This window comes from [Actinomadura] parvosata subsp. kistnae, from assembly GCF_900323885.1.
GTDB classification, from domain to species: domain Bacteria; phylum Actinomycetota; class Actinomycetes; order Streptosporangiales; family Streptosporangiaceae; genus Nonomuraea; species Nonomuraea composti.
In genome coordinates, this window is record NZ_OOHJ01000015.1 from 204,164 (window position 1) to 229,579 (window position 25,416).

Genomic DNA, 25,416 nt, shown 5'->3' on the forward strand with positions numbered 1-25,416 from the left:
TGACACGGTCAAGAAAAAGTCATTCTGCTCACTCCCCCGTTTCCCCCGCGTTCCCCGGCGGTCGCCGCAGCGCCCGCGCCAGCCTCGCGGCCTCGGCCGCCAGGCGCTCCAGCTCCGGTACGGCGAACGCGTCGGCGCCCGCCTCGGCCGCCAGATCCTCGTACTGGTGCGCCCGGCTCCGCAGCTCCTCGATCCGCACCTGCGTCACGTACGCCCGCTCGGCGTCGGCGACGCCCGCCGCGTACCGTTCGAGGGCCTCGACCCGGGCCAGCACCGCCGCCTCGCTGTCCCGCAGCGCCCGCGCCACCGCCTCGAAACCGGGAGCGCCGGCTTCGGCGTAGGTGCCGCGCAACGCCGACAGCTTGGCCAGCAGCCGCGCGATCTCCCACTCCTGCTCGGGCAGCATCACCGCGTTCCGCACGTCGTCGAGCAGCCCGTCGGCGTTCACCCTGGAGCCCGTCACGGTGGCGATGGCCCGCCGCGCGCGCACCAGCAACGCGGCGGCGGGCACGTCGAGGTCGTCGACCAGCACGTAGCGGCCCTCGTACCAGCGAAGCTGCGCGAAGGCCGCCCGCTCGGACGCCTCCGCCCCGCTCCCGTCCCCGCCCCCACCCCCGCGCCCGAGCAGCGGCAGCAGCGCCAGCGGGACGGCGAGCAGCAGCATCACGATCGCCGCGCTCATCATGCCGAGGCTCAGCAGCAGCCCGAAGCAGGCCGCCGGCGCGAACGCCGCCAGCATCCAGTAGTGCGGGCCGGAGAAGCGCGGCAGCAGCCCGGGCGTCCATCCCTGCCGCATCCTGAGCAGGACGTCCCGGCTCTGCCTGAGCACCCGCGCGTCCTGCGGCGGCACCTCGGGGTCCACGATCACATCATCCACTGGAGAAAGTCGCCCTCGTGTTTCGGCTCGTGTGTCTGTGGGACGGGGCTACGGGGCTAGGCCCAGGGGTCCCGGTCCTCGATCAGGTGGCGCACCCCCGGGTGGGGGCAGCGCGGGGGCGGCGTGCCGCGCCGGTCCGGGCGGTACTCGAAGTGCCACCACTCGTTGTCGTAGATGCGGTACAGGTCGTAGCGGGCGCCGTGCTCCTCCAGCCAGCGCGCTCCCTCGTGCGGGCGCACGTCCAGGGCGACGCCCTTGACGTGCGGGGACTCGGCCGGCGGTAACACGAGCATGCGGGCCAGGAACGGCGAGCCGGTGCGCCGCACCTCCTCGTCGAACAGGCGCTGCTGCTCGCCGGGGTCGCGGTAGCCCGAGGTGAGGCCGATGAGCTGGCCGTGACGCCACAGCGCCTCGGTCCGTGCCGCGTTGAACGCCGCCAGGGCCCCGTCCCGGAGCCCGGTGAGATCCTCGGCGGGGAACCTCATCCGCAACGCCCAGCGGCAGGCCAGTTCGCGGGCCCGTCCCGGCCGCCGGACGAACGCCACCGGCAGCAGGAGCACGGCCAGCACCAGCGTGAGCACGGCGTACAGCCGGTCCCGCGGCCGGGGTGGGATGGTGCGTGCTTCGTTCATGCCGACTACGATTGGCGCCGAATGTGCGCGCACCGTCCGCCGCATGTCACCGTTCATCGACGGCGGCCCGCAGGCGTCGCGGCCGGTGAGACGGCCGGTGAGACGGCTGGCGAGACTGTGACACAACCATGACATGGCGCGCACGAGGCGGCGACACCGCCGTCCCACAGTGGAGGGGTTGAGGGGCGGGCGAGTAACGGAGCGTGTCAGTGAAACTCGGCGGCGGGTCGCGGGTGTTGTTGATCGAGGATGATCCGGCCGTGCGGGAGGGCCTCGAGCTGGCCCTGTCCCGGCACGGGCACGGCGTGCGCGCGGTGGGGTCCGGCGAGCAGGGGCTCGAACGGCTCCGTGCGGACGTGCCCGACGTCGTCGTGCTCGACCTGATGCTGCCCGGCATGGACGGGTTCGAGGTGTGCCGCCGCATCCGCGCCGCCGGCGACGTGCCGATCATCATGCTGACCGCCCGCGGCGACGACATGGACGTGGTGGCCGGCCTGGAGGCGGGCGCCGACGACTACGTGGTCAAGCCCGTGCAGCCCCGGGTGCTGGAGGCCCGCATCCGCGCCGTGCTGCGCCGGATCGGCCGGGACCAGGCGGAGCTGGAGCGGCACGGCGACCTGACCATCGACCGGGCCGGGCTGGTGGTCTCCAAGAACGGCGAGCCGGTGAACCTCGCCCCGACCGAGCTGCGCCTGCTCCTCGAACTGTCCGGCACGCCCGGCCGCGTGCACAGCCGCCAGCAACTGCTGGAGTCGGTGTGGGAGCACGGCTACTTCGGCGACTCGCGGCTCGTCGACGCGTGCGTGCAGCGGCTGCGCGCCAAGATCGAGGACGACTCCGCGGCGCCCGTCTACGTGCAGACGGTCCGCGGGTTCGGCTACCGCTTCGGCCCGGTGTGAACCGCAAGTGACGCCTCTGCCGAGCCTGGGGTTGCGCGCGCGGCTGCTGTCCGCGTTCGCGCTGCTGTGCGTGGTGACCGCGGTCGCGGTGGCCGGCGGCCTCTACGTCCTGGCCCGCAACGAGATCCTGCGGCGCACCCAGGACGCCGCCGTGGAGTCGATGCGCGACCGCCTGGAGACGCTCTACCCGCTGCGGACCCTGACGCCGAACCAGGAGGAGCTCGGCATGATCGCCGCGACCGCGAGCGACAACGACAGCCCGGCGATCGCCATCCAGGGCGAGACCCACTCGCCGCTCCCCCCGCCGCCACCGGGAAACCTGCGGCCGGGAGGCATCCGGGGCCGGATCCCCGACACGATCTCACCCGAGTTGCGGCGCATGGTGGCCGAAGGACGTACCGCGTGGCAGCGGGTGGCACTCCAGGACGGCGTCTGGCTGATCGTCGGCATGCCGCTGCTGGTCGCCGAACCGGGCGCCCCGACCCGGCCGTCCGGCATCGAGGTCTACGCCGCGCGCAGCCTGCAGTCCGAGCAGCGCAGCATCGACCGGATCGCCTGGCTCGCCTGGCTCACCAGCGGGGCCGCCCTCGCGTTCGCGATCGTCCTCGCGCTGCTGGCCACCCGCGGCGTGCTGCGCCCGGTACGCGAGCTCGGCCGGGCGGCCCGCCTGCTCGGCGAGGGCGAGCTGCGCACCAGGATCGCCGTGCGCGGCTCCGACGAGCTGGCCGACGTGGCCCGCACCTTCAACAACACCGCCGCCGAGCTGGAGCGGCACGTCGCCCAGCTGCGCGAGATGGAGGCCGACGCCCGCCGGTTCGTGGCCGACGTGTCACACGAGCTGCGCACCCCGCTCGCCGCGCTGGCCGCGGTCGCCGAGGTCCTCGACGAGGAGGCGGCCGGCCTGCCCGAGCCCGCCGGCCGCGCCGCCCGCCTCGTCAGCCAGGAGACGCTCAACCTCACCGGCCTCGTCAACGACCTCATCGAGATCAGCCGCTTCGACTCCGGCGTCGCGGCCCTCGCCCTGAACGAGGTCGACGTCGCCGAACTCGTCCGCGCCACCCTGCGTGCCCGCGGCTGGTCCGACGCGGTCGACACGGACCTGCCCCCCGGGGTGACGGTCCGCCTCGACCCGCGCCGCGTGGACGTCATCCTCGCGAACCTCGTCGGCAACGCCCTGCGCCACGGCGAACCCCCCGTCACCCTCCGCCTCACCGCCGAGCCGCACCACATCACCGTCGAGGTCCGCGACCACGGCCCCGGCCTTGACGAGGAGGTGCTGCCGCACGTGTTCGACCGCTTCTACAAGGCCAGCGCGGCCAGAGCCCGCTCGGAGGGCAGCGGACTGGGCTTGGCGATCGCTCGCGAGAACGCCCGCCTCCACCACGGCGACCTCACGGTCACCAACGCCCCCGACGGCGGCGCCCTCTTCACCCTCCACCTCCCCCGCCCACCCCGCACCCCGGCCGGAGCCCCCGAATGAGGCCCCGCCCCACCCGCATCCCGGATGCAGCCCTTCGTATGAGGCCCCACCGCACCTCTGCGGGGTCCGGAACCACCCACACCCGCCGCCCGCTCACCGCGCTGCTCACCTCGCTGGTCATCATGGCGGGCTGCGGCGTTCAGCCCAGCGACGCCATCGAGGCCGGCGACCCGCCCAGCGGCGCCGTCGAATCCGCCATCGCGATCACCCTCTACTTCGTCCGCGACGACAAGCTCACGGCCGTGACCCGCCCCGTCGGCGGCCCCCTGTTCCCCCAGGACACCCTCGCCCTCCTGGCCGCCGGCCCCACGGCAAGGGAACGCTCACGCGGCTACACGACCCAGGTCCCCGCCCAGGCCGGCCCCTTCTCGGTGACGGCCGCCCCCGCCGGCCGCCTGATCGTGACTCTGTCCACCCCGGCCGACAAACTCTCCACCCTGGCCACCGACCAGATCATCTGCACCGCCACCACGACGACCCCGGACAACGCCACCCAGGTCACGATCATCGGCGCCGGCAAAACCATCGGCCCCCGCACCTGCCCGCTCTGACAGGACCCCTCAAACAGCTAGGGAAGAGGGCGCCACCGCCATCACATTCTCGGGGCGGCAATCATCAGGCGCCTGGTCTGACGGATGGCCTTACAACAGCAAGAGGCCACCTCCCCTATCGGGGGAGGTGGCCTCTGACTTCGGTGGGCGATACTGGGATCGAACCAGTGACCTCTTCGGTGTGAACGAAGCGCTCTCCCGCTGAGCTAATCGCCCGCCCTTGGCGGCTCCTTGCGGTGCCGACGTGGAAAACCATACCGCACTCCGGCACCTACGGCGAACCGGTTGGGGCGGTGGACGATCTTGGGGCGGGAGGGTGTGTCAGAGGGATTCGGGTGAAACGCGGCGGTTGCCCATCGGCACGGCGGGCGGGTGGCATACCATCGTCGTGTCCCGGAAGGCGGCGGGCATGATCTTTTCGCGAGAAACGTTCATGGACGGCCCGTCCGGGGCAGGCTCCACAGCACGCAAAACCCTTGTAAATACGACCCGATTGATGCCGTTTAGCCTGGTAGATGCCTAAATGTCCAGCTGTGATGTGCGTTACAGAAGGCCCTGGGAGCGGAATCTTTCCTACAGGTTTCTTCGTTCCGCGTCATAGCTCAGGACGAAGTCCGTCAGAGCAGTGAAAGCCCCGAAGAGGGGACCTACGACGAAAAGGTTTGGCTGACGATGAACAGCACCACCGTCTCCGCCGAGCTTGGCCTTCGGCTTGTGGTCCCCGACCGTACTACCGTCCCCCTGCTCGCCGGACTGAGTTACACAGCCGACGATCCGTACGCCATCCGCATGGCCTTCCACGTAGGGAACGACGAGCCGGTCGAGTGGATCTTCGCCCGCGAGTTGCTGACCGTGGGCATCGTGAGGCGCGTCGGCGACGGCGACGTGCAGGTCTGGCCCGCGCGCGCCGACGGCGAGCGCACCTTGCACATCAGCCTCACCTCGCCGTTCGGGCAGGCGCTCTTCGAAGTGCCGCTGGCCCCGCTGACCGAGTTCCTGCACCGCACCTACGAGAAGGTGCCGGCCGGGCGTGAGACCGACTTCATGGATCTGGACGCGGAGCTGACCAACATGCTCTGGCCCAGCTGACCGGATCAGGCAGGCGGTACTCGTCCGTCCGGCCATCCCTGAGGGGGCCGGACGCGATCATGCCTGGGGCCGGTCCCGTGCCAAGGGCCGAAGCGCCCGGCACGTCTCGGGGCCGCTGATCATGCCGGAGGCCCCGGTCGGGTCAGGCACGAGGAAGGCCCCCGCGTTACCGGACAGGCCGCCGCGGGGACGGCAGCGCTGGGATGGCAACGCTGAACGGCAGCGCAGGGACGGCAACGCTGGACGGCAGCGCTGCGACGGCAGCGCTGCGACGGCAGCGCTGCGACGGCAGCGCTGCGACGGCTGCGCCGGCACGGTTGCGCTACGCGGGGAGCGACTTCAGGACCTCGCGCATCCGGGCGATCTCGATGCTCTGCCCCGAGTACACGTCCTTGGCCATCAGCCGCATGCGCTGATCGCGCCCCCCGGCCAGCTCCTCCCCCGCCATCTTCACCGCCCCCTCGTGGTGCCTGATCATGAGCTGCAGGAACAGCCGGTCGAAGGCGCCTCCCCTGGCGGCGCGCAGCGCGTTCAGCTCCGCCTCGGTCGCCATCCCGTAGCTCGCCATCCCGTAGCTCGCCTCCCCCTGCTCGTGCTGGTGGCCGGCGGGCGCTGAGCGGCCCAGCTCCGCGAGCCAGGCGGTCATCGCCTTGATCTCGGGCGTCTGCGCCGCCGAGATCTGGCGGGCGAACGCGCGGATGGACGCCGTGGTCGTCCGCGCCTCCACCATGGAGGTCATCTCCAGGGCCTGCCGGTGATGCGGGATCATCCCCTCCGCGAACCGCACGTCCGCGGCCACCGTCGGGGACGGGGTCGGACCCACCCGTTCCCCCGGCGTCGCCGTCCGGGCCGGCGCACCCGGGCTGCCCGGCACGATGACCGGCGCGCCCGTCCCCACGGGGGAAGGGCCCGCCGGCTGGGTGGGCTGCTGCGAGCAGGCGGCAAGGGCAAATGTCGACATAACTGTGATGAAGAGCGTACGCGGCCCATAACCTGCTGACATAGCTTCCATAGTGAGCTACAAGACAAAGGGGATGCGCATTGATCTCTGCCAAGTTGCGCGGAGTGTTGCTGTGTACGGTGTTGTTCCTGGCCTCCGCGTGCGCCGCGGGGCCGGCCGCCACAGAAGAGCCGACCTCCGCCACCACTCCGCAGGAGACCAGCGCTCCGGCCGGCACGCCCGCCGCCTCGCCCTCGGGCGACGTGATGACGAGTGACAACGTGAAGCACATCGCCAACATGCCGTTGACGGCCCCGTTCAACGGTGAGGGCGATCTCGGTACCGACCTGGCGTTCCAGGGCGACTACGCGTACGTGGGCAACTTCGGCGGGTTCTCGATCTACGACATCAGCGACCCGACCAAGCCCCAGCTCGTCAGCCAGGTGTCCTGCCCGGCGCAGCAGAACGACGTGACCATTTACAAGGATCTGCTGATCCTCTCCATCGACGAGCCGCGCGGCGGCCCCGAGTGCGACTCCGCCGAAGGGGAGCGGAAGTGGGAGGGGCTGCGGATCTTCAACGTCAAGGACAAGAAGAGCCCGGAGTACGTGGGCGCCGTCCAGACGGACTGCGGCTCGCACACGCACACGATGGTGCCCGCGGGCGAGACCCTCTACGTGTACGTCTCCTCCCCCGGCCCCGAGCCGGACTCGGAGACCTGCCCGGCGCCGCACGAGCTCATCTCGATCGTCGAGATCCCGACGAAGTCACCGGCGTCCGCCAAGGTCGTCGCGAAGCCGGACATCTTCCCCGAGCGGCAGCACTCCGAGCTCGCCTCCGGCTGCCACGACATCACCGCCTACCCGGAGAAGAAGCTGGCCGCGGCCGCCTGCTTCGGTGACGGCGTGCTGCTCGACATCTCCGACCCGGTCAAGCCGAAGGTCCTCCAGCAGCTCACCGACCTGGAGAACTTCCAGATCTGGCACTCGGCGACGTTCAACAACGACGGCACGAAGGTCGTCTTCAGCGACGAGCTCGGCGGCGGCGGCCAGGCCACCTGCGACCGCAACACCCCCGCCACCAAGGGCGCGAACGCCATCTACGACGTGGTCGGCGGCAAGCTGGAGCGGCGCGGCTACTTCAAGATCCCCCGCGAGCAGCAGCCGGAAGAGAACTGCGTCGCCCACAACGGCTCCCTGATCCCGGTGGACGGCAAAGACATCATGGTCCAGTCGTGGTACCAGGGCGGCGTGTCGATCTGGGACTTCACCGACTCGTCGAACCCGAAGGAGATCGGCTACTTCGAGCGCGGGCCGCACGAGGGCGGCGGCATCGCCGGCTCCTGGTCGGCCTACTACTACAACGGCTACATCTACTCCAGCGACATGACCGAGGGACTCGACGTCCTGGAGATCACCGACCCGCTGACGGACCCGGCCAAGCAGGTCAAGATGGACGACTTCAACGTCCAGACCCAGAAGTCCTACTGACGGAACCGGCGAAGGCCGAGCCAAAGGCCGCCGGCGACCGCCCCGCCCAACGGGCGCAGGTCGCCGGCGGCAGCCGGCCCGGGGAACGGACGCCCGGGGAACGGACGTAGGTCGCCGACGACAACCGCACGAACGGGCCGCACGAGCGCTGCGCGAAGGGTGCCCGGTTTTGGCCACCTCGCCGGTCAAGCATGCGCGCGTAACGGCGAGGTGGCGGTGAGGCGGAGGAGCGTCCCCCCGGAGGGCCCTCAGCCCGTGACGGCGGGTGGGGCCGGGTTGGCTTTGCCGTAACAAAAAATCACGGGTTGAGGTCGGCCGCGGAACGCTCGGCGAAGAGGCGTGCGGCCTTGGTGGTGATCGGGCCGGGCGCGAGGGGCAGCTCCGTGTCGTCGACGAGCCGGATCGGCTGGACGTCGCGCGTCGTCGAGGTCAGGAACGCCTCCTCGGCCTCGTACAGCGCCGACAGCGGCACGTCGGTCTCCTCGCCGCCGCACCATTCGAGCACCAGCGCCCGGGTGACCCCGGCCAGGCAGCCGGAGGCGAGGGTGGGGGTGAGCAGGCGGCCGTCGCGGACGATGAAGATGTTGGAGCCGGTGCCTTCGCACAGGTTGCCGGCGAGGTTGCCGAAGATGGCCTCGCCGCCGCCGCGCTGCTTGGCGTACAGCAGGGCCTTGGCGTTGTCGCCGTAGGAGGTGCTCTTGACGCCGGCCAGGGCGCCGCGCTCGTTGCGGGGCCAGGGGACGACGGTGACGTTCGCGGTGGCGGGGAACGGCTTCTGCTCGTCGACGATGACGACGGTGGTGGTGCCCTGGTCGCCGCGGTCGGAGCCGAGGGGGCCGGGGCCGCTGGTGTAGGTGACGCGGATGCGGCCGAGCGGCCAGGCGGGCGCGGCGTCGAGGAGCTTGGCGATGCCGTCGGCGATGGCCTCGACGTCGGGGTCGGGCAGGTCCATGCGCTGGGCGGAGAGGGTGAGCCGGTCGAGGTGGCGGGTGAGCGCGAACGACCGGCCGTTCACGATCTTGATGGTTTCGAAGACGCCGTCGCCGACCATCAGGCCGTGGTCGAACACGGACACGGTGGCGCGGTCGGGGTCGATCAGCTCCCCGTTGACCCAGACAGGGATGTTCATTCAGTTACCTCCTGTGGATGCCAGTGCGATGAGCCTGGCTGCTTTGAGCTCGGTCTCGAGCCACTCGCGCCGGGGGTCGCTGCCCCAGGTGATGCCCGCTCCCGTGCCGAACCGGATCTCGCTGCCGGAGATCCAGAATGTTCTGATGCCTACGGCCAGCGCCGCCCTGCCTCGGTCGGCGTCGACCCAGCCCACGGCCCCACAGTACGGGCCGCGGGGTGCTGGTTCGAGCTCATTGATGATGCGCAGAGCGGACGATTTGGGCGCGCCCGTGACGGATCCGGGCGGGAAAGTCGCGGCGAACAGCTCGGGCCAGCCCGCCCCGGGCGCCAGCCGGGCGCGCACGGTGGAGACGAGGTGGACGAGCCCGGGGTGTTCCTCGACCGCGCACAGCGCCGGCACCTCGACGGTTCCGACGGCGGCGACCCTGCCGAGGTCGTTGCGGACGAGGTCGACGATCATGACGTTCTCGGCGTAGTCCTTGTCGAGGAGGTCGCCGGCGGTCGCGCCGGTGCCCTTGATCGGCCGGGACTCGATGACGTCGCCGTCGCGTGACAGGTAGAGCTCGGGCGAGGCCGACACGACGCTGAGCCCCGGCACGTCGATGACGGCCGCGTACGGCGCGGGGTTGCCGGCCGCGAGCCTGGCCGCCAGGGCGAGCGGGTCGGCGTCGCGCGGCACGGGCGCGGTGAGGATCCGGCACAGGTTCGCCTGGTAGACCTCGCCCCGCTCGATGTGGGCGCGGATGGCCCGCACGCCGTGCTCGTAGGCGGCCTGGTCGAGGGAGCTGCGCCACTGGCCGGGGTGCGGCCCGTGCCAGGGGCCGGCCGGCGCGGGCAGCGGCGACCTGCGCACCCGGTCGAACCGGGCGCACGTCACCTTGCCCTCGTAGTCGACCACGACGGCCCACCAGCCCGCCCCGTCGAGCGCGGCGAGGTCTGAGGTCACGTCGCGCAACCCACTGGCGAGAAAGCCGCCTAAGTGGGCGAATCCGTCGTACACACCTCCCATTGTCCCAGCATCTCGACCAGTTCCAGCGCGGCGGGCAGTGGCGGCTCGGGCAGGGCCGCGTAGACCTTGCGTGCGGGCGCCGTACCTCTGAGGGGCTTGAGCACCAGATTCGCCGGTACGGCCCGCGCCGCCAGCTCCGGCACCAGCGTCACCCCGAGCCCGGCGGCGACGAACCCGAACTTGCCGGACCACTCCGCCACCCGGGCCCGCCGCGCGGCGTGAACCCGGCCGCCGCGCACGCCGTCACGAGCAGCGTCGGCTGGCCGCGCGGGGCGGCCTCGATCCAGCTCTCCCCGGCCAGGTCGCGCAGGTCCACGTCGGGCTCGGCGGCCAGCCGGTGGCCGGCGGGCAGCGCGACGAGCAGCCGGTCCTCCAGCAGCGGCACCGTGCGCGCCCCCTCGGCGGGCAGCCCGGCCGGGTAGTCGCTGATCACCGCCACGTCGAGCGCGCCGACGGCCAGCAGCTCCATGAGCCGGGCGCTGAGCCCTTCGGTCAGCCGCAGCTCGACGCCGGGGCGCCGCTCCAGGAAGCGTTTGAGCGTGCCGGGCAGCAGGTCGATGTTCGCGGTGGCGAACGCTCCCACCCGCAGGATCCCGCCGCGCCCCCGGTGGATGGCGGCCAGCTCCTCGCCGGCCCGGTCGAGCCGGTCGAGCACGGCGACGGCGTGCCGGTGCAGGGCCGCTCCGGCGGGCGTGAGGCGGACGCCCCTGGCCAGCCGTTGGAACAGCGGGCCGCCCGCGGCGCGTTCGAGGGCGGCGACGCGGCGGGAGACCGCCGACTGGGTGTAGCCGAGCAGCTCGGCGGCGGCGGTGAACGAGCCGCCGCGGGCGACCTCGTCGAAGAGCCGCAGCGTGGCGGTGTCAAAGGCATTCGTGTCAGGCATGGCTGCCATGCAATCTAGTCGGTGGTGGAATACCTCGCAAAGGTGTTCACTGAGGCACGTGATTGCCTTTCTCGGACAGGGGCGCATGGGCGCCCCCATGGCCCGGCGACTCGTGGAGGCCGGGCACGAGGTGACGACGTGGCGGCGCTCCGACGGGGTGCCGGTGGCCACGGCGGTGGACGGCGCCGACCTGATCATCACGATGCTCAGCGACCCGGCGGCGGTGCGCGAGGTGCTGACGGCGGCGCTGCCCGGTCTGCGGCCGGGCGCGACGGTGGTGGAGATGTCCACGATCGGCCCCGGCGCGGTGCGCGAGCTGCGCGCGCTGCTCCCCGCCTCGGTCGGCCTGGTGGACGCGCCGGTGCTGGGCAGCGTGGGCCCCGCCGCCGAGGGCACGCTGACCGTGCTGGCAGGAGGCGACGTGGCCGGGTGGCGCGAGGTGCTGGGGGTCTTCGGCTCGGTCCGCGAGTGCGGCCCGCTCGGCTCCGGCGCGGCCATGAAGATCGCCGTCATGAGCGCGCTCGTGCCGGCCCAGGTGCTGCTGGCCGAGACGTTCGCGTACGGCGAGGCGCACGGCGTCGACCGGAACGCGCTCATCGACGTGCTGTCCGGCACCCCGCTGGGCACGCTGGCCGAGCGGCTGCGCGTCCCGTCGCCCGAGACCCGTTACTCGCTGGCCCACGCCACGAAGGACCTGGAGCTGGGCGCGTGGCAGGGCGCCACGATGGCCACCGCCGCCCGCGCCAGGATGCGGGAGGCGCTGGCGGCCGGGCTCGGCGAGCGCGACCTGACCGCGATCGCCGGCCACACCGGCGGCGGCGCGCCGCGCAGCAGGGCCGTGCCGCTCAACCTCTCGACCATCCCGGCCACGAACGGCATGTACTCGCACGCCGTCCGCGCCGGCGACACCCTCTACATCTCCGGCCAGGCCGCCTTCGACGAGCACGGGAACATCGTCGGGGCAGGCTCCATGGAGGCCCAGGCCGAGCACGTCTTCCAGGTCGTCTCGCGCATCCTCGCCGACCAGGGGGCCGGTTTCGAGGACGTCGTGTTCATCAGGACGTACCTGACGGACATGGAGGAGCGGGCCGCTCTCGGGCGGGTGCGCAGGAAGTACATCACCGGCACGCCCCCGGCCAGCACGACGGTGGAGGTGTCGAAGCTGTTCATGCCGGGGCTGCTGCTGGAGATGGACCTGATCGTGGCCCTGCCGCGCTAGCCGAGCGGACCGGTGACGGTCTCGGCCGCGGCGACCACGCCGCCCTCGGCCACCAGCCGCACGGCCGACTCGATCTCGGGGGCCAGGAACCGGTCGGGGCCCGGCGCGGGCACGGTCTCGCGCAGCGCCCTGACCACGGCCGCCGTCGCGGGCGCGGGCTCCAGCGGCGCGCGCAGGTCGAGCGCGCGGGCGGCGGTCAGCACCTCGATGGCCAGCACGCGGGTGAGCCCGTCGACCGACCTGCGCAGCTTGCGGGCGGCGGACCAGCCCATGGAGACGTGGTCCTCCTGCATGGCGGAGCTGGGGATGGAGTCGACGCTGGCGGGCACGGCCAGGCGCTTGAGCTCGGAGACGATGGCCGCCTGCGTGTACTGGGCGATCATGTGGCCGGAGTCCACGCCGGGGTCGTCGGCCAGGAACGCGGGCAGGCCGTGGTTGCGGGCCACGTCGAGGAAGCGGTCGGTGCGCCGCTCCGACATGGAGGCGAGGTCGGCGGCCACGACGGCGAGGAAGTCCAGCACGTACGCCAGGGGCGCGCCGTGGAAGTTGCCGTTCGACTCGACGCGGCCGTCGTCCAGCACGGCCGGGTTGTCGATGGCGCTGGCCAGCTCCCGCCCGGCGACGGTGGCGGCGTGCGCGATCGTGTCGCGGGCGGCTCCGGCGACCTGCGGGGCGCAGCGCAGCGAGTAGGCGTCCTGGACGCGGGTGCACGCGGCCGGGTCGCGGTGGCTGGCCATGATGCCCGAGTCGCGCAGCACCTTCGTCATGTTGGCGGCCGACAGCGCCTGGCCGGGGTGCGGCCGCAGCGCCTGCAGCTCCGGCGCGAACACCCGGTCGGTGCCCAGCAGCGCCTCGACGCTCATCGCGGCGCTCACGTCGGCGGTCCTGACCAGCCTGGTCAGGTCGTCGATGGCGAGGATCAGCATGCCGAGCATGCCGTCGGTGCCGTTGATCAGCGCCAGGCCCTCCTTGGCGGCCAGCTCGACCGGGTCGATCCTGGCCTGCTTGAGCGCCTCGGCCGCCGGCTGCACCGTGCCCGAGGCGTCACGGACGACGCCCTCGCCCATGAGGGTCAGCGCCACGTGCGCCAACGGCGCCAGGTCGCCGGAGCAGCCGAGGCTGCCGTACTCGTGCACGACCGGGGTGATGCCCGCGCTGATCAGCGCGGCGAGGGTCTTCGCCGTGGTCGGCCTGATGCCGGTGTGGCCGGTGGCCAGCGTGCTGAGCCGCAGCAGCATGAGCGCGCGCACCACCTCGGTCTCCACCTCGGGGCCGCTGCCGGCCGCGTGCGAGCGCACCAGCGAGCGCTGGAGCTGGGCGCGCAGCGCGGGGTCGATGTGCCGGGTGGCCAGCGCGCCGAACCCGGTCGAGATGCCGTACGCCGGCACCGGGCTCTCGGCCAGCTCGTTCACCCGCTGGCGGGCCGCCGCGATGGCGGCGACGGCATCGTCGGTGAGCTGTACGGGGGCGCCGTGGCGGGCCACCCTGATGACGTCGTCGAAGGTCAGGGGCTCAGGACCGACGTTCACGACTCCGTTGTCGCGCATGGTGCGTCTCTCTCGACTAGGTAACCGGCGTAACCGATGTTAGCCCCTTACCGGCGAACAGTTCCGCCAGCCCCTGCCTGCCCTCGTCCGTCAGCAGCACCGCCCTGGGCACGCTGCCCCGCCGGTACCATCCGCGCTCGAACAGCACCTCCGTGATCGCCGCCCCGAGCGCCCCGCCGAGATGCGCCCGCCGCTCGGTCCAGTCGAGGCACTCCGGCGCGAACCGCCTCCTCGACCGGCGCGCGCCCGCCACGTCCACGCCCAGCCGCGACAGCAGCCGCTCCCCCGACTCCGTCACGTCGTGCCCGTCGTAGAAGCCGCCCTCCTTGAGCCGGTCGAGCAGCCCCACCCCGGCCCGCCCGGCCAGGTGGTCGTAGCACGTACGGGCCTCCTCCAGCATCCTGGCCTGCCGCGACTGGCGCAGCGAGCGCACCGGCGGGCGGGCGCTGACCCTGGCCAGCACCTCCAGCACCTCGGCGATCTCGTGCCCGGCCAGGCGGTAGTAGCGGTGGCGGCCCTGGCGGACGACGTCCACGAGCCCGCCGTCGAGCAGCTTGGCCAGGTGCGCGCTCGCCGTGGCCGCGCTCACCCCGGCCATCCTGGCCAGCTCCCCCGCCGCCAGCGCCCGCCCGCCGAGCAGCGCCGTCAGGATCGCGGCCCGCGTCGGATCGGCGATCAGCGCGGCGACCGGGGCGATGTCGGCGTCCCTGGCGATGTGTTCCATGCTCATGACGCTAGTACGGCGACCTTTCGACCGGTGTCGAAGGGTCACCGCTTGCCGAGTGCCTTCCTGATCACCTCGCGGGCCCGGTCCATGACCGCGAGGGGCGCGCCCATCACCAGGTTCCGCGTCGCCGACTCCGTGCCCGGATGCGGGCGCACCGGCGCCAGCGTCTCGGCCGCGCGCACCGCCGCCGCCATCGCCCGCCGCTCCACGACCGAGGTGTGCGCGCGCAGCCGGGCGAACTCGTACCGCTCCTCGCTGCGCGCGTGCGCCATCACCGCGGTACGCAGCGCCGCCAGGCCCTCCCAGAACCGCGGATGGTCCACGCCGCTCTTGTGCAGGTCGAGCAGCAGGCGCTTGGCCCGGTTCTCCTCGGTCAGCCGGTCGGCCACCACGCCCTGGCCGTTGTCGAGCTTCCTGCGCGCGTACGGGTGGACGATCTCCTCCTCGGCCGTCTCGTGCACCGACAACATGCGCGTCAGCCGGTCGAAGGCGTCGCCCACCTTGTCGGGAGGCGCCTGCTCCACTTCGTCGAACAGATCCCTGATCCGGCCGTGCTGGGCCATCAGGAGCTCGATGACATCTTGTTCAGCCACGTCAGCGCCCGTACCCTGGCCCGCTCCCGGCACGCGCCGCCTTACCGAACGCGGACGGAACGCGGAGGTTGCCGGGAAAGGCCCCGGGTACGCGGAGCGACATGGCCTTCGACCCACTTCAGGAGCGGGGCATCCCGCTGGACGAGCAGCTGCGTAACTGGCGGGAGCTGAACGTCACGCCGATCGACCCCGACCACGCCGACCCGTACACGCGGTGCCGGATCATCACCATGAACGGGATCGAGGTGGAGGCCATCCTGTTCAGCCACCAGCTCGCCCGCCACTGCCCCGACCTCGACATCAAGCAGCGGCTCGCCCGCGTGCGCGCCGTCGAGGCCCAGCAGCAGAAGGTGGTCAACTGGCTGCTGCCCGGCTCGTCGTCGGTGCTGGAGACGACGATCGCGTACGAGCAGGTGGCCGTGGACCTCACCGCCTGGGTGGCGCGGATGGAGCCGGACCCGTACCTCAAGCAGGCCTACCAGTTCGGCGTCCTGGAGGACTTCGACCACCTCTACCGGTACGCCAACCTGTACGAGATGATCGAGCACCGCAAGGCGGAGAAGATCGTCGACAACCTCACCGAGATCATGCCCGGCCGCCCGACGTACCTGCACCACCGCGACCCGCTCGACAACGTCCGCCAGCCGTACGACCGCAGCGTCACCGAGCCGCTGTCCCGCCTGCACGCCCTGACGATCATGTCGGCCGAGCAGCAGACCATGAACTTCTACATGAACGTCGGCCCCACCTACATGGAGCCCATCGCGCGCCGGCTCTACCAGGAGATCGGCATGGTCGAGGAGGAGCACGTCACCCACTACGAGTCGCTGGTCGACCCGGGCGAGAGCCTGTGGGAGCAGCTCCTCAACCACGAGTACAACGAGTGCTACCTCTACTACTCGTTCATGGAGACCGAGTCCGACCCCAAGGTGAAGAACATCTGGGAGCTGCACCTCAACATGGAGCTGGAGCACCTGCGGCTGGCGGCCGAGCTGTTCACCCGGTTCGACGGGCGCGACCCCGACCAGGTGCTCGCCCCCGCGCTGCCGCCGCCCGTCACGTTCGAGCCGAACAAGGGCTACATCCGCGACCTGCTCGCCACCCAGATCGACTGCACCACCCTCGGCACCGGGTACGTCAAGGAGGCGCACGAGCGCTTCACCCGCATGCAGGAGGCCGTGATGGGCGGCGAGAAGCCGGCCTCGGAACGCGTCATCGACGACAACCGGGCGATCTCGGGCCGCGAGTACCGCCTGGAGACGGAGGGACCGCACCCGGCTGGCCTGCAGCTCAGCATCTGACCGCTGCGAACCTGCGCTGGGGCGCTGATCGGCGCCCGGCTAGAGTCGGGCCCCATGACCACCACCGCAGCCGCCACCACCACAGTCGCGCTCGTCACCGGCGCATCGCGCGGGCTCGGGGCCGCCATCGCCCGCAGGCTGGCCGCCGACGGCCTCGCCGTGGCCGTCAACTACCGCTCCGACCGGGCCGGAGCCGAGCAGGTGACCGCTTCCGTCCGCGCGGCGGGCGGGGTCGCGGAGGCCTTCGCCGCCGACATCACGGACGAGACCGCCGTCGAGCGCCTGGTCGCCGCCGTCACCGAACGCCTCGGCCCGATAGGCGTGCTGGTGGCGAACGCGACCGGCCCCCAGCCGAACCTCCCCGTCGAGGACCTCACCTGGCAGGCCCACCTCGACCAGCTCACGTTCTTCGTCAAGAGCCCCACCCTGCTCGTCCAGGCCGTCCTGCCCGGCATGAAGGAACGCGGCGGCGGCCGCGTCATCCAGATCGGCTCCGACATCGTGGACCGCAAGCTCCCCGACACCTCCGCCTACACCGCCGCCAAGGCCGCCCAGCACGCCCTCACCGAGGTCTGGGCCAAGGAGCTGGGCCGGTACGGCATCACCGTCAACGTGGTCGCACCCGGCTGGATCCCCGTGGAACGGCACGAAGGGGTGGACGAGAGCGCATACCTGGAGGAGGTGCCGCTGGGCCGGATGGGCACCCCGGAGGACGTGGCGGCGGCCGTGTCGTACCTCGCCTCCGACGGCGCCGCCTTCGTCACCGGCCGCCGCCTCACCGTCAACGGCGGCCACACGTGACCTGGGCGGCCGGATTCCAGTTTGGGGACTCGGCCGAGATTCGCTAGAGTTCTCTTCGTCGCCCCGGGGTCACAGCCCACGAGGCGGATGCGGAAGTGGCTCAGTGGTAGAGCATCACCTTGCCAAGGTGAGGGTCGCGGGTTCGAATCCCGTCTTCCGCTCGGAGCTTCCGGCTCGGTGGCGTGGCCGAGAGGCGAGGCAGCGGCCTGCAAAGCCGTCCACACGGGTTCAAATCCCGTCGCCACCTCGCGAGGACGATTAGCTCAGCGGGAGAGCGCTTCCCTGACACGGAAGAGGTCACTGGTTCAATCCCAGTATCGTCCACCACACCTTCAAGGCCCTGGCTGCTCAGCCGGGGCCTTGTGTTTTTCTACGCACGCGCTGACCGCCTCCCAGGCTGTCGGCGGCGCCCGGTGCGGCGCTCACCCGGGGGCCACTTCCCGGTCACCGTGGTGCGGGAGCGGGTCGTGGCGGGCAGATGACCATGCGTGGCGAAGACGACCCAGACGGCGAAGACGGTGACGACGGCCCAGACACCGATGCCCGGGACACCAAGGGCCAGGAAGCCGAAAACCCGGACATCAGCGGCCCCGACGCCGGCGGACGAGACGCCAGAAGCCCAGCCACCAGATCGCCGGACGCCAGACTCCCGGACAGCAGCCACCCGGGCGCCGAAGGCCCATGCGGCAGAAGCCTCGACTCCGGCGACGGGAGCGTCGAAAGGCCGGGCGGCCGAAGCCCGGACGCCCGCGAGCCGAGCGCCGAAAGCGCAAGCGCCCCAAGTCCGGACGCCGAAGGCCCAAGCCTCCGGAAGCAAGACTCCGGCGACCCGGACGTCCAGAGCACGAGCGGCCACAGGCCGGACGCCCGCAGCTCAAGCGCCGAAAGCCCAAGCGGCCACGGCTCGGGCGTCCGAGGCTCGGAGGACCGGGACTCGGGTTTTTCTGCTGGTCGCTGCCGGTGCCGCGCTCGTTCTCGCCACCCTCAGTGCCCTGCCGTTCGGTGGCGGGTTGGTGCGGGGGCGGGCGGGGGTGCTGGTGTTTCCCGGGATCGGGCAGGGTCAGGCGGCGGGGACCGGTGTGACGTTGGTGGTGTTCGCCGGGTTACTCACCGGTGGGGCGTATCTGGCGTACAGGTGGGGCGGGTTCGGTGGGGCGTGGGGTGGGGTGGTTTTGTGCTGGGGGTTGATGGGTGGGCCGGCGGGGGTGCTGGCTGTGTTGTTGTGGGCGCGGGGGCATCGGGTGCCGTTCGGGCCCTATGTCGGGGATGCCGCCGCCTGGGGGATGGTGATCGGGGTGGTGGCGGCCGGGGTGGCGTTGGCGGGGACGCGGGTGGTGCCGGGCGGTGGGCCCAAGGAGCGGGGTGGGACGTTCTGGCCGCGGGCTTGGGTGGTGCCGTGTCTGGCGGTCGGGTGGTCGGTGGTGTGGAGTGTGCTGGTGCGGGAGCGGGGCCGTTGCTGGGGTGGCTGCCGTTGTCGTTCAGGTATTTTGAGCAGGTGGCGGTGGTGCTCGCGGCGGTCGTGGTGGCGTCAGTCGAGGGGGCGTTGCGGCGGCGGATGCCGGTGGAGGGGCGGCCGGGGCGGGCGTTCGTCCTCGCATGGGTGGCGTTGTCGGTGGCGCCTGTCGTGTATGCGGCTGTGGTGGCGGTTGATGGCGGGATGAGGGAGCTGCTGCTGGCGGCTCCGTTGAGCGCCGCCTGGGTGGGTGAGTATGCGGGTGATGTGACGGGGGTGCTGGCTGCCACGCCCGCGCAGACGGCGCTGCCGCCGCTGGTGCTGGCGATGGTGGCGGTCGGGGTGCAGCGGGTGTTGCCCGCCAGGCAACGGGAGGCGGCGCCGGTCGATCCGGTGCGGACCGATCGGCGGTGGGCGTTGCTCGTGGCGGGGGCCGCGGTCGCGCTGACCTACGCCTGCGTGGCCGTGACGTCCCGCTTTCCGATGCTGACGCGGCGGACGTACGACTCGGAGACGCCCGTGACCGTGCGGGCGGTGGCGTTGCTGGCCCCGCCGGATGCGGCGGTGGGGCGTGTCGCGGTGGTGTGGTCATGGGCGATCGCGGCGGTGTTCGCGGTGGCGGCGGCGGTGCTCGTGTACGTGGCGGCGCGCGGGCAGCTCGTCCGGGTCTTTCCCGCGTCGTTCTATCCGGTGCTCGTGGCGGCGCTCGCGCTGGCGGCGGCGCTGGCCTGGAGCGTCGGCAGCCTGACCGGTCTCGTCGTGACCGGTGAATGGCCGGCGGGGATCCGGCCCGCGGATGAGGCGGCCGCGTTCGTGGTGTTCGGGGCGCCGGTGTTCGGGGCGGTGCTGTTCATCGTGTATTCGCAGGTGGGGGTGTCGAGGTTCGCCCGGGTGGTGGAGCTGGAGGGTGAGCAGGCGTGGGAGAGGCTGGCTGAGCGGTATCGGGAGTGGAAGGAGCAGGTGCGGGGGCATGTGCCGGGGAGGAGGGAGCGGGCGATCATCGCCGCGCGGGCGGCCGGGGGTGCGCTGGTCCTCCTCGTCGTCGCCGGCGCGGGGCAGGTGATCGGATCGGTCCGGGGGGTCGAGGTGCCGGTCGCGGATGGGCTGACCGGAGTGGCCTATCTCGGACTGCTCGCCGCGCTGGTGTATGTCGGGCTGGCGAAGGTGAACGTGCGGGAGCGCCGCTGGTCGGTGTGGCTGACGGTATGGGGCATGTCGGTGCTGGCCGGCACAGTGGCCGGCACGGTGGCCGACACCGCGGTTGGCATGGTGGCCGGGCTGGGGACGGCGACAGCGCTGGGGCCAGAGGCCGGGCTGGGGACGGCGACGGGGCTGGGGCCAGAGGCGGCGCTGGGCACGGCGACGGGACTCGGGTCAGAGGCGGGGGTGGGGTCGGCGACAGGGCTCGGGGCGGTGACAGGGCTGGGGACGCCGGTGGGGCTCGTGGTCGGGCTGGTGGCGGGGCCGTTCGCGGTGGCCGGGGTGGCGGTCGGGGTGGCGGTCGCCGTGCCGAAGAAGGTGCTGGTGGCCGGAGGGGTGGTGCTGGCGCTGGTGGCGGCGGTGCCGCTCGTGGTCGCGAGCCAGGCGCGGGGCCGCTGGCGTTCGAGACGGCGGGGTGGCGGGAGCGGCTGCCGGGCGTCACCATCGACGTCTCCTATCCCAGGGCGGCGGGGGCGGCGGACGCGGCGCGGGTGAACGCGGCGCTGGTCGCGCCGGTGCGGGCGTACGTGGACGAGGCCCTGCGGCGGCACCGGCGGAATCCCCAAGCGGGAGCGGCGCTGACCGGCTCGTACGTGCTCGTCCGCAACGACGCCGGCCTCGTCTCCGTGCGGTACGCGCTGACCGGCGAGCTGGGCCGCGCCGTCACCTACGACCGGCGCGCGGGCCGGACGCTGACCGTGCGGGACGTCTTCGCCCCGGCCGCGTTCACCCCGGCGGGACGGCGGCGGCTGGCGGACGCGGTGCGCCCGCTCGTCCCCAAGGGTCTGGTCCCGAAGGACCACAGCCCGCGGACCGTGAGCGTGGACGGCGACCGCCTGCTGGTGGCGCTCGCCCCGGGCGCCGTGGAGCTGACGTTCGGCCGCGACTACTTCTGCGTCCCGTGCGCCCCCTTCACGGTACGGGTGCCGGACGGGCGGCTGCCCGGCCTGGTCATCCGGCGTTCTTAGCGCGACGATCAGCTCATGGACCATCAGGAGCTCGCCGACCGGTCGGAGATCACGGGCCTGCTGGCGCGTTACACCCACGCGATCGACTCGGGGCAGTGGGACCTGCTCGACGAGGTGTTCAGCGAGGACGCGGTGATCGACTACAGCTCCTCCGGCGGCATCACGGGCACCCGGGACGAGGTCAAGGCGTGGCTGGCCGAGGTGCTGGTGCACTGGCCGGCCCGGCTGCATCTCATCGGGGCGGCCCGGATCGACTTCCAGGACGGCGAGGCCCGGGTGAGCGCGCCCTTCACGGACACGCTGGCCCCGACGCGGGAGATGGTGGCGGCGGGCACCGAGGGGTTCCTGCACGGCGGCGGTTACTACCACCACAGGCTGCGCCGCACGCCGGACGGGTGGCGCAGCGTGGAGCTGGTGGAGGAGCAGACCTGGCGCACGGTGTCCTGAGCCCGTTGCTGTCAAAGCCGCGCCCAAGGCTCTGTGGTGAATCCCGGACATTCCCCTCCCGTAATTCGATTCCGAATCTTTCCGGTTTGAGGTGGAATTGAACCGGACGACGGTGGGGAGCCGTCTCCAAGGTTGTTCACCCGAGGAGCCATCGGCCAGGGGAGCGGAGCGGTGGGAGGCCCGCCACCCCATGGGTGCGCCACGGCATTCCGGCTTGCCACGGGGGTTATGGCCAGTGATCGAGACACTGGAGTGGACTCTCCTCGACGGAGAGCACGCGTTGCTCGTCAAGGGGGACATGCGTCGGGCACGCGAGAGGTTCGACTACGCCTACGCGGAGGCGGCGCAGCGGGGTGAGGCGGCCGCCCTGGCCAGGGCGGCGCTCGGCCTGGGCGGGATGTGGGTGCACGAGCACCGCACGGCCGCCGCGGCGGCGACTGTGCGGGTGCGGCAGCGGGAGGCGCTGTCGCGGCTGGACGCGGACTCGCCGCTGGCGTTGCGGCTGCGGATCAGGCTGGCGGCGGAGGACGACTACCGCACCGGCGGCCACGAGGCGATCATGGCGCTGGCGGCGGAGGCCAGGACCGCCGACGACCCGGTGGCGCTGGCGGAGGCGCTCAGCCTGGCGCACCACTGCATGCTGGGCCCCGGTGACGGGGCGCGGCGGATGGAGCTGGCCAGGGAGCTGATCGGGGTGGCCTCCCGTACAGGACGCCGCTCCGACCTGCTGATCGGCCTGCTGTGGCGGACGGTGGACCTGCTTCTGGAGGCGGACCCGCACGCCGAGCGGGCCCTGGGTGAGCTGCGGACCGCGCTGGACGGCGCGGGGCAGCAGGCCATCGAGTTCGTGGTCGGCGCGATCGAGGTGATGCTGAGCACCCGCGCCGGCCGGTTCGAGCAGGCCGAGGAGCGGGCGGCGGCCTGCTACGAGCGCGGCATGGCGGCCGGCGACCATGACGCGCCCGGCTGGTACGTCCGCCAGCTGGCCGCCATCCGCTGGTACCAGGGCCGGATCGGGGAGCTGGTCCCGCTGCTGAGCGACCTGGTGAACTCGCCGATGCTGGCGGCCGTGGACGACTCCCCGTACGCGGGCCTGGCGGTGGCCGCGGCGACGGCCGGGGACCGGCGGCTGGCGGAGGGCATGCTGGCCAGGCTGCGCGGCGGCGTCCTGGCGGACCGGCCGCGGACGAGCACGTGGCTGCTGTCGATGTACGCGATCGTGGAGGCGGCCGACCTGCTGGGCGACGCGGAGCTGGCGGCCAGGGCGGCGGCGCTGCTGGCCCCGTACGCGGGCCTGCCCGTCATGACCAGCCCCGGCATCGTGTGCCTCGGCTCCGTCCGGCACAGCCTGGGCGTGGCCGCGATCGTCATGGGCGATCCGGACGCGGCGGTCGCGCACCTGCGCAGGGCGGTGCACGAGAACCTGGCGCTGGGCCACTGGCCGGCGGTCGCGCTGTCCCGCTCGCGGCTGGGCCAGGCGCTGGCCCTGCGCGACGGGCCGAGGGACGAGGGGGCGCGCGGGCAGCTCGCGCTGGCCGCGCAGGAGGCCGAGGCGCTGGGCATGCGCGTGCCCAGCCGGGTGGCCGAGCGGGTGACGTGCCGCCCCGAGGGCCCGCAGTGGCGGGTGGAGCTGGGGGCGCGCACGGCGCTCGTGGACCATTGCGTGGGCATGCTGCACCTGGCGGCGCTGCTGGCCAACCCGGGCAAGGAGATCCCGGCCGCCGACCTGGCCGCGGGCTCGCCCGATCCTGCCGCTCCGGCCCGCATGTCGGCGCAGCGGATGCTGGACGGGCCGGCCGGCCGGGCGTACCGGAACCGGCTGGCGCAGCTCGACGCCGAGATCGCGGAGCTGGAGGCGGGGCAGCGGCGCGAGGAGGCGCGGGAGCGGCGGGCCGAGCGCGACTGGCTGGTGGCCGAGCTGGCGTCGGCGGCGGGGCTGGGCGGGCGGCCGCGGACGTTCGCCGGCAGCGAGGAGCGGGCCCGCACGGCGGTCGGCAAGGCGATCAGGCGGGCCGTGGATCGCGTCGCGATAGCCGATCCCGTCATCGGGGAGGAGCTGCGGGCGACCGTGCGGACGGGGCTGCGCTGCTCGTACGACCCCGGCTGACCTGGGCGGACGGTCACGGCTACAGACATATCGCGTTTGGGGCCAGCCGCCTTCAGGGCAGCGCTTGTGGGGGCAGAGTCCCCCTGCCCGTCCCGGTCGGAAAGGCTGTGCGGCACATGGCATTCGCATGGGCTCTTCTCGGTCATGACATAGCCGTCGATCTCGGTACGGCCAACACCCTCGTCTACGTCCGCAGGAAGGGCATCGTGCTGAACGAGCCCTCCGTCATCGCGATCAACCTGCACAAGAACACCGTCGTGGCCGTCGGCAAGGCGGCCAAGCGGATGGTGGGCCGCACTCCCCCGCACATCGCCACGATCCGGCCGCTCAAGGACGGCGTGATCGCCGACCTCGACGCGGCCGAGCGCATGCTGCGCCTGTTCATCCAGAAGGCGCACCCGAGCCGGTTCCTGGCCAGGCCGCGCATCGTGGTGGCCGTCCCGAGCGGCACCACCTCGATCGAGCAGCGGGCGGTCAAGGAGGCCGCGTACGAGGCGGGCGCGCGGCGGGTGCACATCATCGAGGAGCCGATGGCGGCGGCGATCGGCGCGGGGCTGAAGGTGGGCGAGGCCACCGGGAACATGGTCGTGGACATCGGTGGCGGCACCACGGAGGTCGCCATCGTCTCGATGAGCGGCGTCGTGGTCGCCAAGTCGGTGCGGGTGGGCGGCGACGAGCTCGACGAGGCCATCGTCACCCACATCAAGAAGGAGCACGCGCTGCTGCTCGGCGAGCGTACCGCCGAGCGCCTGAAGATCGATCTCGGCATCGTCCGGGCGGCCCCGGAGACGGGCGCCGACCCCGTGGGGCGGCACCGCGCCGGCCTCGCCATGCCCGCCGAGGACGGGGCCGCCGGCCCGGTGGACGAGGAGCCGCCCGAGCCGCCGCCCGCGCCGCGCGGCTGGAACCCGTTCCGGTCCAGGCCGAAGCCGGAGAGCGCGCCGCAGGCCGCCGCGCCGCGCACCCTCGACCCGCGGGCGTCCGCCCCGGTGCGCGGGCGCGACCTCGTCAGCGGCCTGCCGAAGACCGCCACGATCACCGCCGAGCAGATCAGCGAGGCCATCGAGGACCAGGTGCAGGCCATCGTCGACGCCGTGCAGACGACGCTCGACCAGTGCCCGGCCGAGCTGGCCGGCGACCTGCTCGACAACGGCATCGTGCTGACCGGGGGCGGCGCCCTGTTACGGGGGCTGCCCGAGCGGATGGGCGAGGCCACCGGCATGCCCATCCGGCTCGTGGACAAGCCGCTGTACTCGGTGGCGCTGGGCGCGGGCCGCTGCGTGGAGCGCTTCCAGGCGATGCGCGACGTGCTGCTGCCCGAATGGTCGCGCCGGTGAGGCGGGCGCTCGTCCTGCTCGTGCTGGCCGCCGCCGCCCTCCTCGTCGTGGTCGACCGCGCGGTCACCCCCTTGACTCCGGTACGGGCGGCGGGCGCCCGCGTGTACGGCGCGGCCGAGAGCGCGTTCGGGGTGGCGACCCGGGTGTTCGGCGGTGATGGGCGGCTGCGGGAGCTGGAGCGGGAGAACGCGGCGCTGCGGGCCCGGCTGCTGTCGTCCGGCACCCGGTCGGCGGGGCGGCTCTCCGTGCCGGGCGGGTACCAGGGGGTGGCGGCGCACGTGGTCGGGTTCGGGCGGGGCCGCAGCGTCGCCATCGACGCCGGTGCCTCCGCCGGGCTCGGCCGCGACATGACCGTGCTGGACGCCGACGGCCTCGTGGGCAAGGTCACCTGGGCCGGGCCGGGGACCGCCTCGGTGTCGCTGATCACCGACGCGGGCTCGTCCATCGGGGCGCGCGTGGCGGGCTCGGGCGAGCTGGGCGTGGTGACCGGGGTGCCGGGTGCGGGGCTGCGGCTCAGTCTCTTCGACCCGAACGCGCCCGTCGAGGTGGGCGACCAGGTGGTGACGCTGGGGTCGGCGGGCGGGCGGCCGTACGTGGCCGGGGTGCCGATCGGGACGGTCACCGCGCTGGAGAGCGCGCCGGGTGCGGCCACCAGGACGGCGCTGGTGCGGCCCGCCGCCCGGCTGTCCGCGCTCGGCCTCGTCGCGGTGATCGTGCCGCGGCCCGAGCGGTGAG

The 25,416-nt window shown here is 72.7% G+C and carries 22 protein-coding genes, 4 tRNA genes and 1 pseudogene; 17 read left to right on the forward strand and 10 right to left on the reverse strand.

All coding sequences use genetic code 11. The features are described from left to right. Nucleotides 1-28: 28 nt before the first annotated feature. Together KIS93_RS15570 and vanY-N are read right to left on the reverse strand one after the other, a co-directional pair. Nucleotides 29-877, reverse strand: coding sequence for a hypothetical protein (locus KIS93_RS15570; RefSeq protein WP_155126534.1), 849 nt, complete (start codon nucleotides 875-877; stop codon nucleotides 29-31). 56 nt (nucleotides 878-933) lie between these two features. After that, on the reverse strand, nucleotides 934-1,509 hold the full coding sequence (vanY-N, locus tag KIS93_RS15575; protein ID WP_080036892.1) for a D,D-peptidase/D,D-carboxypeptidase VanY-N: 576 nt from the start codon (nucleotides 1,507-1,509) through the stop codon (nucleotides 934-936). A gap of 203 nt (nucleotides 1,510-1,712) precedes the next feature. Between vanY-N and KIS93_RS15580 the strand changes: the two genes are divergently transcribed. From KIS93_RS15580 to KIS93_RS15590, 3 genes are read left to right on the forward strand one after another with little or no spacing between them, the layout of a single operon-like run. Then, on the forward strand, nucleotides 1,713-2,408 hold the full coding sequence (locus KIS93_RS15580) for a response regulator transcription factor (RefSeq protein ID WP_080036891.1): 696 nt from the start codon (nucleotides 1,713-1,715) through the stop codon (nucleotides 2,406-2,408). Nucleotides 2,409-2,415: 7 nt separating this feature from the next. Next, the gene (locus KIS93_RS15585) at nucleotides 2,416-3,888 is read left to right on the forward strand and encodes a sensor histidine kinase (RefSeq protein WP_222107484.1); all 1,473 of its coding nucleotides are present in this window, start codon (nucleotides 2,416-2,418) and stop codon (nucleotides 3,886-3,888) included. 38 nt (nucleotides 3,889-3,926) lie between these two features. Next, nucleotides 3,927-4,439: a hypothetical protein gene (locus tag KIS93_RS15590; protein ID WP_080036890.1), complete on the forward strand. Its 513-nt coding sequence runs from the start codon at nucleotides 3,927-3,929 to the stop codon at nucleotides 4,437-4,439. A 144-nt stretch (nucleotides 4,440-4,583) separates the two neighbouring features. Here KIS93_RS15590 and KIS93_RS15595 read toward each other — a convergent pair. After that, nucleotides 4,584-4,655: transfer RNA gene (locus KIS93_RS15595), tRNA-Val, on the reverse strand. Between the two features lie 456 nt (nucleotides 4,656-5,111). Between KIS93_RS15595 and KIS93_RS15600 the strand changes: the two genes are divergently transcribed. Further along, complete coding sequence (locus tag KIS93_RS15600) at nucleotides 5,112-5,528, forward strand: SsgA family sporulation/cell division regulator (protein WP_020547189.1); 417 nt, start codon at nucleotides 5,112-5,114, stop codon at nucleotides 5,526-5,528. 322 nt (nucleotides 5,529-5,850) lie between these two features. On the opposite strand, the gene KIS93_RS15605 is transcribed toward KIS93_RS15600, so the two are convergent. After that, complete coding sequence (locus KIS93_RS15605) at nucleotides 5,851-6,489, reverse strand: DUF305 domain-containing protein (RefSeq protein WP_155126531.1); 639 nt, start codon at nucleotides 6,487-6,489, stop codon at nucleotides 5,851-5,853. 104 nt (nucleotides 6,490-6,593) lie between these two features. On the opposite strand from KIS93_RS15605, the gene KIS93_RS15610 reads away from it, so the two are divergent. Further along, a complete protein-coding gene (locus KIS93_RS15610; RefSeq protein ID WP_230465990.1) occupies nucleotides 6,594-7,958 on the forward strand; it encodes an LVIVD repeat-containing protein in 1,365 nt (454 codons plus the stop codon). A 298-nt stretch (nucleotides 7,959-8,256) separates the two neighbouring features. On the opposite strand, the gene KIS93_RS15615 is transcribed toward KIS93_RS15610, so the two are convergent. The 3 genes and pseudogenes from KIS93_RS15615 to KIS93_RS15625 all read right to left on the reverse strand — a co-directional run bounded on the left by KIS93_RS15615 (nucleotide 8,257) and on the right by KIS93_RS15625 (nucleotide 11,080). After that, on the reverse strand, nucleotides 8,257-9,087 hold the full coding sequence (locus KIS93_RS15615) for an aminotransferase class IV (protein WP_186404254.1): 831 nt from the start codon (nucleotides 9,085-9,087) through the stop codon (nucleotides 8,257-8,259). Next, a complete protein-coding gene (locus KIS93_RS15620) occupies nucleotides 9,088-10,035 on the reverse strand; it encodes a chorismate-binding protein (RefSeq protein WP_230465989.1) in 948 nt (315 codons plus the stop codon). Between the two features lie 29 nt (nucleotides 10,036-10,064). Beyond that, nucleotides 10,065-11,080 (reverse strand): annotated as a pseudogene (locus KIS93_RS15625) (LysR family transcriptional regulator). Here KIS93_RS15625 and KIS93_RS15630 point away from each other — a divergent pair. After that, nucleotides 11,040-12,200 carry a Rid family hydrolase gene (locus KIS93_RS15630; protein WP_230465987.1) on the forward strand — a complete coding sequence of 387 codons (1,161 nt, stop codon included), beginning with the start codon at nucleotides 11,040-11,042 and terminating at the stop codon, nucleotides 12,198-12,200. The pseudogene KIS93_RS15625 and the gene KIS93_RS15630 sit on opposite strands and share 41 nt — an antisense overlap. On the opposite strand, the gene hutH is transcribed toward KIS93_RS15630, so the two are convergent. The 3 genes from hutH to KIS93_RS15645 are packed head-to-tail and all read right to left on the reverse strand — an operon-like array spanning nucleotide 12,197 to nucleotide 15,067. Next, the gene (hutH, locus tag KIS93_RS15635; RefSeq protein WP_080036884.1) at nucleotides 12,197-13,747 is read right to left on the reverse strand and encodes a histidine ammonia-lyase; all 1,551 of its coding nucleotides are present in this window, start codon (nucleotides 13,745-13,747) and stop codon (nucleotides 12,197-12,199) included. The two genes, KIS93_RS15630 and hutH, sit on opposite strands and share 4 nt — an antisense overlap. Nucleotides 13,748-13,763: 16 nt before the next feature. Then, on the reverse strand, nucleotides 13,764-14,471 hold the full coding sequence (locus tag KIS93_RS15640) for an ArsR/SmtB family transcription factor (protein ID WP_155126528.1): 708 nt from the start codon (nucleotides 14,469-14,471) through the stop codon (nucleotides 13,764-13,766). 44 nt (nucleotides 14,472-14,515) lie between these two features. Next, entirely contained in the window at nucleotides 14,516-15,067 is a 552-nt protein-coding gene (locus KIS93_RS15645) for a hemerythrin domain-containing protein (protein ID WP_230465986.1), read from the reverse strand. Nucleotides 15,068-15,168: 101 nt separating this feature from the next. Between KIS93_RS15645 and KIS93_RS15650 the strand changes: the two genes are divergently transcribed. The 11 genes from KIS93_RS15650 to mreC all read left to right on the forward strand — a co-directional run bounded on the left by KIS93_RS15650 (nucleotide 15,169) and on the right by mreC (nucleotide 25,415). Next, the gene (locus tag KIS93_RS15650) at nucleotides 15,169-16,368 is read left to right on the forward strand and encodes a ferritin-like domain-containing protein (protein WP_080036881.1); all 1,200 of its coding nucleotides are present in this window, start codon (nucleotides 15,169-15,171) and stop codon (nucleotides 16,366-16,368) included. Between the two features lie 54 nt (nucleotides 16,369-16,422). Beyond that, the gene (locus KIS93_RS15655) at nucleotides 16,423-17,169 is read left to right on the forward strand and encodes an SDR family NAD(P)-dependent oxidoreductase (protein WP_080036880.1); all 747 of its coding nucleotides are present in this window, start codon (nucleotides 16,423-16,425) and stop codon (nucleotides 17,167-17,169) included. Nucleotides 17,170-17,258: 89 nt separating this feature from the next. Continuing rightward, nucleotides 17,259-17,330: transfer RNA gene (locus KIS93_RS15660), tRNA-Gly, on the forward strand. 15 nt (nucleotides 17,331-17,345) lie between these two features. Next, a tRNA-Cys gene (locus KIS93_RS15665) sits at nucleotides 17,346-17,416 on the forward strand. A 5-nt stretch (nucleotides 17,417-17,421) separates the two neighbouring features. After that, nucleotides 17,422-17,496: transfer RNA gene (locus KIS93_RS15670), tRNA-Val, on the forward strand. Nucleotides 17,497-18,664: 1,168 nt separating this feature from the next. Next, nucleotides 18,665-20,317 (forward strand): hypothetical protein, encoded by a 1,653-nt coding sequence (locus KIS93_RS15675; protein WP_186404255.1) that lies wholly within the window; start codon nucleotides 18,665-18,667, stop codon nucleotides 20,315-20,317. Then, nucleotides 20,314-20,790: a hypothetical protein gene (locus KIS93_RS15680; protein ID WP_186404256.1), complete on the forward strand. Its 477-nt coding sequence runs from the start codon at nucleotides 20,314-20,316 to the stop codon at nucleotides 20,788-20,790. The genes KIS93_RS15675 and KIS93_RS15680 overlap by 4 nt, the downstream gene beginning before the upstream one ends. Nucleotides 20,791-20,805: 15 nt before the next feature. Beyond that, on the forward strand, nucleotides 20,806-21,237 hold the full coding sequence (locus KIS93_RS15685; RefSeq protein WP_080036878.1) for a nuclear transport factor 2 family protein: 432 nt from the start codon (nucleotides 20,806-20,808) through the stop codon (nucleotides 21,235-21,237). A gap of 235 nt (nucleotides 21,238-21,472) precedes the next feature. Further along, a complete protein-coding gene (locus KIS93_RS67470) occupies nucleotides 21,473-23,344 on the forward strand; it encodes an ATP-binding protein (RefSeq protein WP_080036877.1) in 1,872 nt (623 codons plus the stop codon). A 116-nt stretch (nucleotides 23,345-23,460) separates the two neighbouring features. Next, complete coding sequence (gene mreB / locus KIS93_RS15695; protein WP_080036876.1) at nucleotides 23,461-24,681, forward strand: rod shape-determining protein; 1,221 nt, start codon at nucleotides 23,461-23,463, stop codon at nucleotides 24,679-24,681. Next, entirely contained in the window at nucleotides 24,678-25,415 is a 738-nt protein-coding gene (gene mreC, locus KIS93_RS15700) for a rod shape-determining protein MreC (protein ID WP_155126522.1), read from the forward strand. Before mreB ends, mreC begins: the two co-directional genes overlap by 4 nt. The last annotated feature ends 1 nt before the right edge of the window (nucleotide 25,416 follow it).

Coding starts and splice junctions, on each gene's coding strand:
- vanY-N (WP_080036892.1), bottom strand. CDS start 1,509: ATGAACGAAGCACGCACCATCCCACCCCGGCCGCGGGACCGGCTGTAC.
- KIS93_RS15590 (WP_080036890.1), top strand. CDS start 3,927: ATGAGGCCCCACCGCACCTCTGCGGGGTCCGGAACCACCCACACCCGC.
- KIS93_RS15600 (WP_020547189.1), top strand. CDS start 5,112: ATGAACAGCACCACCGTCTCCGCCGAGCTTGGCCTTCGGCTTGTGGTC.
- KIS93_RS15605 (WP_155126531.1), bottom strand. CDS start 6,489: ATGTCGACATTTGCCCTTGCCGCCTGCTCGCAGCAGCCCACCCAGCCG.
- KIS93_RS15615 (WP_186404254.1), bottom strand. CDS start 9,087: ATGAACATCCCTGTCTGGGTCAACGGGGAGCTGATCGACCCCGACCGC.
- hutH (WP_080036884.1), bottom strand. CDS start 13,747: ATGCGCGACAACGGAGTCGTGAACGTCGGTCCTGAGCCCCTGACCTTC.
- KIS93_RS15640 (WP_155126528.1), bottom strand. CDS start 14,471: ATGGAACACATCGCCAGGGACGCCGACATCGCCCCGGTCGCCGCGCTG.
- KIS93_RS15650 (WP_080036881.1), top strand. CDS start 15,169: ATGGCCTTCGACCCACTTCAGGAGCGGGGCATCCCGCTGGACGAGCAG.
- KIS93_RS15655 (WP_080036880.1), top strand. CDS start 16,423: ATGACCACCACCGCAGCCGCCACCACCACAGTCGCGCTCGTCACCGGC.
- KIS93_RS15685 (WP_080036878.1), top strand. CDS start 20,806: ATGGACCATCAGGAGCTCGCCGACCGGTCGGAGATCACGGGCCTGCTG.
- mreB (WP_080036876.1), top strand. CDS start 23,461: ATGGCATTCGCATGGGCTCTTCTCGGTCATGACATAGCCGTCGATCTC.